The 8,686-nt window shown below is 68.1% G+C and carries 7 protein-coding genes; 2 read left to right on the top strand and 5 right to left on the bottom strand.

From position 1 onward, the window contains the following. Positions 1-82: 82 nt before the first annotated feature. Positions 83-1,102, top strand: a complete 1,020-nt coding sequence (locus ATB98_RS01550) for a saccharopine dehydrogenase family protein (protein WP_066868244.1) — start codon at positions 83-85, stop codon at positions 1,100-1,102. 67 nt (positions 1,103-1,169) lie between these two features. Here ATB98_RS01550 and ATB98_RS01555 read toward each other — a convergent pair whose 3' ends face one another. Next, positions 1,170-2,204, bottom strand: coding sequence for an AraC family transcriptional regulator (locus ATB98_RS01555; protein ID WP_066868217.1), 1,035 nt, complete (start codon positions 2,202-2,204; stop codon positions 1,170-1,172). Positions 2,205-2,278: 74 nt separating this feature from the next. Here ATB98_RS01555 and ATB98_RS01560 point away from each other — a divergent pair, with 74 nt between their 5' ends. Continuing rightward, positions 2,279-3,484, top strand: a complete 1,206-nt coding sequence (locus ATB98_RS01560; RefSeq protein WP_066868219.1) for an MFS transporter — start codon at positions 2,279-2,281, stop codon at positions 3,482-3,484. Between the two features lie 50 nt (positions 3,485-3,534). On the opposite strand, the gene ATB98_RS01565 is transcribed toward ATB98_RS01560, so the two are convergent. From ATB98_RS01565 to ATB98_RS01580, 4 genes are read right to left on the bottom strand one after another with little or no spacing between them, the layout of a single operon-like run. After that, on the bottom strand, positions 3,535-5,277 hold the full coding sequence (locus ATB98_RS01565) for an acetyl/propionyl/methylcrotonyl-CoA carboxylase subunit alpha (protein WP_066868221.1): 1,743 nt from the start codon (positions 5,275-5,277) through the stop codon (positions 3,535-3,537). Continuing rightward, the gene (locus tag ATB98_RS01570) at positions 5,274-6,908 is read right to left on the bottom strand and encodes a 5-oxoprolinase subunit B/C family protein (RefSeq protein ID WP_066868224.1); all 1,635 of its coding nucleotides are present in this window, start codon (positions 6,906-6,908) and stop codon (positions 5,274-5,276) included. The genes ATB98_RS01565 and ATB98_RS01570 overlap by 4 nt, the downstream gene beginning before the upstream one ends. A 7-nt stretch (positions 6,909-6,915) precedes the next feature. After that, a complete protein-coding gene (locus ATB98_RS01575; protein WP_066868226.1) occupies positions 6,916-7,722 on the bottom strand; it encodes a putative hydro-lyase in 807 nt (268 codons plus the stop codon). Positions 7,723-7,732: 10 nt separating this feature from the next. Next, positions 7,733-8,506 carry a LamB/YcsF family protein gene (locus ATB98_RS01580; RefSeq protein ID WP_066868228.1) on the bottom strand — a complete coding sequence of 258 codons (774 nt, stop codon included), beginning with the start codon at positions 8,504-8,506 and terminating at the stop codon, positions 7,733-7,735. Positions 8,507-8,686: the final 180 nt, after the last annotated feature.

An 8,686-nucleotide genomic window follows, 5' to 3' on the forward strand; every position in this document is an offset into this window, starting at 1 on the left:
ACACGCTACAGACTTGTACGTATCGTCAAGAAACAAACAGGTCTGTATCGTGGAGGAAATCGATGACTGTCGGTTACCGGGAATTTCGAAGCAGGATCGGGCTGTCGCCGTGTTTGGCGCTGCCGGGCATACGGGGCGTTTCGTCGTTGCGGAACTCATGCGCCGCGGCATCACTCCGATCGCCGTGGCACGCGACACGGCGAAACTGGCGGCATTCGCGGATCGCGGCATCGAGGTGCGGAGTGCTTCGATAGAGGACCCGGAATCGCTCGATCACGCATTCAAGGAGGCGGCCGCCGTCATCAACTGTGCCGGCCCCTTCCTGGAAACCGCGGATGCGGTGATTTCCGCGGCGCTTCGTGCGGGGATCCACTACCTCGACGTGACGGCGGAGCAGCCGAGCGTGCAGGCGTCCTATGACAAGTTCGACAAGGCGGCGCGCGACGCCGGCGTGCTCGCCATTCCGGCCATGGGCTTTTACGGCGGCTTTGCCGACCTGCTCGTGACGACAGCCATGGGCGATTGGGATTTCGCCGACGAGATCAGTGTCGGGATTGCCCTCGACAGTTGGCATCCGACGCAAGGGACGCGAATAACCGGTGAGAAGAACACCGCGCGGCGCATGGTGGTCGCCAACGGTAGGCTGACGCCGGTCGCTCAGCCGGCCGCGGAGATGGACTGGGATTTCGCGGAACCGTTTGCCCGGCAAAAGGTCGTCGAGCTCCCCTTTTCGGAGATCGTCGTGATTGCCCGGCATAAGCGCTCATCCGAGCTCCGCACCTATCTCAGTCGCACCGCCCTCAGTGACGTTCGGGACCCGGCGACGCCACCGCCGGCACCTGCCGATGACGAGGGCCGGTCCGCGCAGACATTTCTGGTCGAGGCGATCGTGCGACACGGCGAGCACGCCCGGCGGATTGGCGCACAGGGTCGGGACATCTACGCCTTCTCCGCACCGCTCATCTGCGAAGCCGTGCAGCGCATCCTTGACGGCAAGGCGAGGGATATTGGAGCCCAGGCGCCTGGGGCCGTTTTCGACGCCCGCGACTATCTCGACGCCTTGGCGGACCAAGGCCACCTTTCCTTCGTTGCGGAAGGCTAGAGCGGGAGGCACTCACATGCGTTCGCGCCACCGCTCTATCTGTTTGTTTGCCGCATTTCTTGCGACGTCAGGTGCTTCCACCTGACTGCAAAATGCTCTGGCTGCCAAGAGCCTCAGGCCCGTCGCCGCTGGCGAATGTCGGCGCGTCCGGCGGCTCGGCGCCGCGATAGTGGCTTGGCGGCACGCCGATGACGCGCTTGAAGGCGCGGCTGAAGGAGGCCTCTGAATCGTAGCCGAGGCGCCGCGCCACGACGGAAATGCGCATGCGGTCGCGCGTCAGCCATTGGCGCGCCTGGTGCATGCGCACCTGCGCCAGGTAACGCGCCGGTGTCTCGCCGACGACCGCCGCGAACTGCTGGGCGAAGCCGGAGCGTGAGGCGCCCATGAGCCTGGCGAGGGAATCGACGGTCCAGTCCTTTTCCGGATCGCGATGCATGGCGGCGATCACGCGGCCGATGGCGGGATGGCGGACCGCCGCCACCCAGCCGCTCGTGTTGCCGCATCCATGCTCCACCCAGGAGCGAATGATCAGCGCCGCCAGCACGTCCGCAAGCCGTGCCAGCACGCCGCCCGAGCCGACGCGGCTCGCGCCGACCTCGCGCGCCATGGCGTCGAGCAGGTGCGGGATCGCCGGCTCGCTGGCGGTGAGCGCGTCGATGCGCATCACGTCGGGCATCATCCGCAGCAGCGGATGCATGGCGTCCATGTTGAACCGCAACGATCCGCAAAAGAGGATCGTGGCTTCGCCACGCCCGCCGCCGCAGACGTTGTAGACGCAGTCGCACACCTCCTGGGCCGAATAGGCCTCGAGCGGCGACAGCTTCCGATCCGGAGCGCTCGCCAGCGCATGCGCGCCGCCGCGCGGCAGGAGCACCGCGTCGCCGCGCTTCAGCTCGATCCACTCGCCCTCGGGCAGGCGCAGCCAGCAATTGTCGCAGATGAAATGAAACCGTGCCGCCTCCTGCGGCGGAAACGAAATCCCCCAGGGGTCCGTCAGTTCGCAGCGCACGTAGTCGACGCCGTCGAGACGCAATCCGCGCAAGAGGTCGGTCAGGGAATCTTCCGAAGGGTCGGCGGAATATTTGGACGAACGATCAAGCATTGCGGAATTTCTAGCATGGAATGTCCAGAGCGTCACGCCTTATCTAACCCGAACCGACAATGGAGACCGCTCGAATGACAGACACAGCAACGACATTGGAGGCCGGGTTCATGCCGGCGAGCGACGGGCGAAGCGAACCGGCCTGGGCTGGCGTCGCCTCTCTCGCGCTGGGCGTGTTCGGCCTCGTCACCGCCGAGTTCCTCCCCGTCAGCATCCTGACGCCGATGGCGGCCGATCTCGGGATCAGCACGGGCACGGCTGGCCAGGCGGTCACGGCAACGGCCGTCGTCGGCGCGATCGCGGGCCTGACGACCGCGATCGTCACGCGTGCGATCGATCGCCGGCTCGTCCTCTGGGGCTTCACCCTGGCGCTGATCGTATCGAGCCTGCTCGCCGCTTTTGCAACGAACCTCGCCATGCTGCTTGCCGCGCGGATCATCCTCGGCATCGGGCTTGGCGGCTTCTGGTCGATGATGGCGGCGATCGCGCTTCGCCTCGTGCCGATGGCCCTCGTGCCGCGCGCCATGTCGATCGTCTTTACCGGCGTTTCGGTGGCGACGGTCTGCGCCGCGCCGGTCGGTGCCTATATCGGCGACCTCTGGGGCTGGCGCGCCGCCTTCCTGATGGCGACCGCGGTCGGCGCGGTGACGCTTGTCGTGCAGATGGCAAGCATTCCGCGCCTGCCGCCGCAGTCGGTACCGAGCCTGAAACTCCTGTTCGATCTCTTCCGGCGACCGAGCACCCGCATCGGCATCATTACGGTCCTGCTCTTCGTCTCGGGCCATTTTGCCGGCTTCACCTATGTGCGCCCCTTCCTGGAGACGGTGCCCGCCTTCGGCATCGAGGCGATCTCGCTGATCCTTTTTGCCTATGGCGTCGGCGGCTTCTTCGGCAATCTCGCCGGCGGCCTCGTCATCGAGCGCAGCATCGTCGCCGCCGTCAGCCTCGGCACGCTGATGATCGCGGCAATGGCGCTCGCCCTCGCGGTCTTCGGTTCGATCGACATCGTATCGGCCGGCGCGGTTACCCTCTGGGGCTTCGCATTCGGCGCGCTGCCCGTCGCCGTCCAGACCTGGATGGTGCGCGCCGCGCCCGACCATGCGGAAAGCACCGGCGGCCTGATCGTTGCGACCTTCCAGGTGGCGATCGCCAGCGGCGCCATCCTCGGCGGCCTATTCGTGGACGGCTTCGGCCCGCTCGGCGCCATCACCTATTGCGCCGTCGCAACGCTTGCAGGCGCGCTCTATGTCATTGCCTCGCGGCGAAACATCGGCCTCTGAGCAAAACCTGCGGGGGGCTTCAGGGCCCTCCATCGGCCGGCGAGCCTTCCTCACCTCTTCTCGCCCGAGCCTTCATATCGCCCGATCAACGCACCGGCCTGGAGATAGCTTCCCTCCGCGGCGACGATGCGGATCGTGCCGTCGCGGGGGGCGGTGATCGGTGTCTCCATCTTCATCGCTTCCATGACGGCAATCAGCGCTCCCTGGCTTACTTCGTCGCCATCGGCAATCTTCCAGGCCTGCAGCGTGCCGGCGACGGGCGCCGTCAGGTCGTCCGGATCAACCGCCGCGCGCTCGGCCGGAGCGGCATTTCCCTCTTTTGCCGCTGCCGTGAACCCGGCGAGGAGCATGGAAGGAATGGCGAGCTCGTGCCTCCTGCCGTCGATCTCGACATGCGTGCGCACGAGCGAAGGGTCCGGCGCACGCTCCGGCCGCGCCCCGGCCGCTGGCATGTCGGCGAAGTCGGTCTCGATCCAGCGGGTATGGACGCGGAAGCCGTCGGTCGCGAGGAAATCCGCGGTCTCGATGGCGGCGCGGTGGAACGGCAGGACGGTCGCCACGCCTTCGATGCGAAATTCGGCGAGCGCCCGGCGCGCCCGCCGCAGCGCCTCGCTCCGGGTCGGCCCGGTGACAATCAGCTTCGCCACCAGCGAATCGAAGACGCCAGGCACGGTCGAGCCCGTGACGACGCCGCTGTCGAGGCGGATGCCCGGTCCGGCGGGCGGCTCGAAGGCGGTGATCCGGCCCGGGGTCGGCAGGAAACCGCGGCCGGGATCCTCGGCGTTGATGCGGAACTCGATCGCATGACCGCGCGGCGGCGTCTCGGCGATCTCGAGCGGCAGGCCGTCGGCGATGCGGAACTGTTCGACGACGAGGTCGATGCCGGTCGTCTCCTCGGTCACCGGATGCTCGACCTGGAGCCGGGTATTGACCTCGAGGAAAGAGATGGTGCCGTCGGCGCCGAGCAGGAACTCGACCGATCCAGCGCCGACATAGCCGGCGGCGGCACAGATCGCCCTGGCGGCATCATGGATCGCATTGCGCTGGGCATCGGTCAGGAACGGGGCGGGAGCCTCCTCGACAAGCTTCTGATTGCGCCTCTGCAGCGAGCAATCGCGGGTACCGAGGACGAGCACCCTGCCGTGCCGGTCGGCAAGCACCTGCGCCTCGATGTGGCGGGGCCGGTCGAGGAAGCGCTCGACGAAACACTCGCCGCGGCCGAAGGCCGCCGTCGCCTCGCGGACGGCGGAGGCGTAGAGTTCGGCGATCTCATCGATCTGCCGCGCGACCTTCAGGCCGCGTCCGCCGCCGCCATGCGCGGCCTTGATGGCAACCGGCAAACCGTGCTTCTCCGCGAACGCGACGACCTCGGCGGCGCTTTCCACCGGGCCGTCGCTGCCGGCGACGAGGGGCGCGCCGACGCGCTCGGCGATACGGCGGGCTTCGACCTTGTCGCCCAGCGCCTCGATCACCTGCGGGTCGGGGCCAATCCAGGTCAGCCCGGCGTCGATGACGGCACGGGCGAACTCCGCCCTTTCGGAGAGGAAGCCGTAGCCAGGATGCACGGCATCCACCCCGCAGCGGCGGGCGACCTCGATCAGCTTGGCGATATCGAGATAGGTTTCGGCCGGGCGGCTGCCGCCAAGGCCGTAGGCCTCGTCCGCAAGCCGCACGAAGAGGGCGTCGACGTCCGGGTCGGCATAGACGGCGACCGAGGCGACGCCGTAGTCGCGGCAGGCGCGGATGATGCGCACGGCGATCTCGCCGCGATTGGCGATCAGCACTTTCTTCATGGATGTCTCCTCCCTCCCGGCCGTGCGCCGCGCCGTGGCCGGATCTCGGCGAAACGCGTGACGGGTCGGAACCTTATTCTTGCATTGACCGGAATCTGACCGGCGAGATCGAGATGGTATTCGGCGACGGTGCCGATGACCGGATAGCCGCCCGTCAGCGGGTGATCGGCGAGAAAGAGCACCGGCTGGCCGTTGTGCGGCACCTGGATCGCACCCGTCGCCGTTCCCTCGCTCGGCAGTTCCGCCCTGTCGATGCGCTCCAGCGGCACGTCGCCGAGAAGCCGGATGCCGACGCGGCTCGACTGCGGCGTCACCAACCATTCCTGGTCTAAGAACCGGGCGATGGCGGCCGCGGTGAACCAGTCGGTGCGCGGCCCCATCACCACGTCGAGCGTAACGACGTCGCCAACGGCCGGAAGGTCTTCACCCGGTGTTTCAGAAATCGACACGCTCTCCATGGGCGAGGCCGGGCGCCTGATCGCCAGGACGGCACCGGCCGCGACCGGCTCCGGTCCGATGACGGCGAGCGTGTCGGTGGCGGCGCTGCCGAGGACCTTCGGCACATCGAAGCCGCCGCGAACCGCAAGGTAGGAGCGCATCCCCTTCGGCGGATGGCCGAGCGTCACCACGTCACCCGGTTCGAGCGGTATCGGCCGGCAGCAGCCCGCTTCGAAACTCTTTCCCGACCGGTCCTTTATCGTGAGCGGGCAGGGCGCGCCGGTAAGCGCGATCACCGCGCGGCCGGAACTCTCGAAGGAGAAGCCGCCGAGCGTGATCTCGAGGCAGGCGGCGCCGGAGGAATTGCCGACCGCGCGGTTGGCCGTCTTCAGCGCGCTTCGGTCGAGCGCGCCGGAAGCCGACACGCCCTGGCCGGACATGCCGAAGCGGCCGGAGTCCTGGAACAGTGCCGGAATAGGGGCGGCGCGCACCGTGAAGCGCGTGGCGTCTTCGCTCGCCGTTGTCCCCGCCGCGGTATCGCTCCGGGATTCCGACGCTGCGGCCGGCGCCGGGACGGCGCGCCTGGAACAGTCGTAGAACCGAACGCGGGTGCCGGGCTCGAGAAGCGCCGGCGGATCGCGGGTGAGATCCCACATCTTGACCGGCGTCACGCCGATGATCTGCCAACCGCCCGGGCTTGCCTGGGGGTAGACGCCGCTGAAGGCGCCGGCAAGCGCGACGGAGCCGGCCGGAATGCGCGTGCGCGGCGTCTGTCGGCGCGGCACGTGCAGCGCCGGGTCGCCGCCGACGAGATAGCCGAAGCCCGGGGCGAAGCCGCAGAAGGCGACGGTGAATTCGCTTTGCGTGTGGCGGCGGATCACCTCCTCGACGCTCAGTCCCGTCAGCCGCGCAACCTCTTCCAGGTCCTCGCCGTCGTACCGCACCGGAATTTCCACCAGCCGCTCGGACGGTGCGACGCGGGTCGAGAGGTCGCGGGCGGCGATGGCGCCCGCGAGGTCTTCCGCCGTCGCTTGCTCCGGGCGAAAGCGGATCATCAGCGTGCGCGCCGCCGGCACCATCTCCTCGATGCCCTCGAGCGGTTCGGCCTCCAGCGAGGCGAAGAGCGCCAGGGTCTCGTCGAGGCCGGCAAGCTCCACGAGAAACGTCGTCAGGCTGACGGGAAGGAAGCGCATCGTGACCTCAGGCGTGATAGGCGGAATCGGGTACGTCGGTAATGAACATGTGCCCCGGCGCATGGGTGATCGCGAAGGGCACGTCCGAGGCCATGACCGCCGCCTGCGGCGTGACGCCGCAAGCCCAGAAGACCGGAAGCTCGCCAGGTTCGACACGCACCGGGTCGCCGAAATCCGGCCTCGCCAGGTCCCGAATGCCGATGAGCGCCGGATCGCCGACATGCACGGGGGCACCGTGGACGGCCGGAAAGCGGCCGGAGATGGTCGCCGCATCGGCGACGCGCGAAGCCGGGATCGGCCGCATGGAGACGACCATGTTGCCGCGCAGCCTGCCGGCGGGCCGACAGGGGCGGTCGGTCAGGTACATCGGCACATTGCTTCGGTCGGCCATGTGGCGGACCTCGATGCCGGCCTCCACCAGCGCAGTCTCGAAGGTGAAGCTGCAGCCGATCAGGAAGGCGACGAGGTCGGAATGCTCGCGCCAGGCGGCGGTGGCGTCCGCCGTCTCCTCGGCGAGCTTTCCGTCCCGCCAGATCCGATAGAGCGGCAGGTCGGTGCGAAGGTCCGCACCCGGCGCCAGCACGGTCGTCGCCGAGCCCGCATCGGTGACGTCGAGGACGGGGCAGGGTTTCGGGTTGCGCTGGGCATAGAGCAGGAAGTCATAGGCCCAGTCGCGCGGCAGCACGATCATGTTCGCCTGGGTGAACCCGGGTGCGATGCCGGAGGTCGGCTCGACCGCGCCTGCACGATAGCGTGCGCGCGCGGCCTGCGCCGCTCCCGCGTCGGTGTGGCGACGAGGTTCCGTTGCGTTCATTTGATCCTCCTCACGCGGGGCTTTGCGTGAGGAAGGATCGCACCGCTATCCCCTCGGCCTCGAAGGTCCGGCGGATCTCGCGGGCGATCGCCACGGCATCGGGGCTGTCGCCATGCACGCAGATGGACTTCGCGTCGATGCGGATGACGCTGCCGTCGGCCGCCTCGATCGTGCCGTCCGTCGCCAGCCGCAACATGCGCCGGGCGATGAGCGCCGGGTCGTGCAGCACGGCGCCCGGCTCGCGGCGGGAAACGAGGTGCCCTGCCGGCGTGTAGGCGCGATCGGCGAAGGCTTCGGCGACGACGCTCAGGCCGGCATTGCGGGCAAGGTCGAGGATCGGCGCGTTGGCGAGGCCCATCAGCACGAGCGAAGGGTCGACCGCCCTGATCGCCTCGATCACGGCGGCGCCCTGCTTCGCGTCGGTTGCGATGCGGTTGTAGAGCGCGCCGTGCGGCTTGACGTAGCGGACCTGCGTGCCGGCCGCCGCGGCGATGCCCTTCAGCGCCCCGATCTGGTAGATGACGTCTGCGACGAGCTCGGCGCTCGTCACGTCCATGTCGCGCCGGCCGAAGCCGACGCGGTCCGGGTAGGAGACGTGGGCGCCGACCGAGACGCCCCGTTCCGCCGCCGCCTTCACCGTCTTCAAAATGCCGGCCGGGTCGCCGGCGTGAAAGCCGCAGGCGACGTTGGCGCTAGAGACGATGGAAAGCATCGCCTCGTCGTCGCCCATCCGCCAGGCGCCGTAGCCCTCGCCGAGATCGCTGTTGAGATCGATCGTGGTCATGTTGCCTTCTCCGCTAAAGCATGTCGCCCAAAACTGTGCATCGGTTGGGATAACGACATGAAATGGGACCTAAAGCGCATCGCATGTTCGACTGAAAGTGCTCTAGGTCGTGTGGACTCTTGGGGATTCCCAAGGCTGAGCAAATCAGATTCAAGACTGTCTTTTGGAGGCAGTCATGGG

The sequence above is a fragment of the Sinorhizobium saheli genome (genome assembly GCF_001651875.1).
In the GTDB taxonomy this organism is placed as follows: domain Bacteria; phylum Pseudomonadota; class Alphaproteobacteria; order Rhizobiales; family Rhizobiaceae; genus Sinorhizobium; species Sinorhizobium saheli.

Excerpts from the sequence above, each read along its gene's own strand:
- ATB98_RS01555 (WP_066868217.1), bottom strand. The coding sequence starts at position 2,204 with ATGCTTGATCGTTCGTCCAAATATTCCGCCGACCCTTCGGAAGATTCC.
- ATB98_RS01560 (WP_066868219.1), top strand. The coding sequence starts at position 2,279 with ATGACAGACACAGCAACGACATTGGAGGCCGGGTTCATGCCGGCGAGC.
- ATB98_RS01565 (WP_066868221.1), bottom strand. The coding sequence starts at position 5,277 with ATGAAGAAAGTGCTGATCGCCAATCGCGGCGAGATCGCCGTGCGCATC.
- ATB98_RS01570 (WP_066868224.1), bottom strand. The coding sequence starts at position 6,908 with ATGCGCTTCCTTCCCGTCAGCCTGACGACGTTTCTCGTGGAGCTTGCC.
- ATB98_RS01575 (WP_066868226.1), bottom strand. The coding sequence starts at position 7,722 with ATGAACGCAACGGAACCTCGTCGCCACACCGACGCGGGAGCGGCGCAG.
- ATB98_RS01580 (WP_066868228.1), bottom strand. The coding sequence starts at position 8,506 with ATGACCACGATCGATCTCAACAGCGATCTCGGCGAGGGCTACGGCGCC.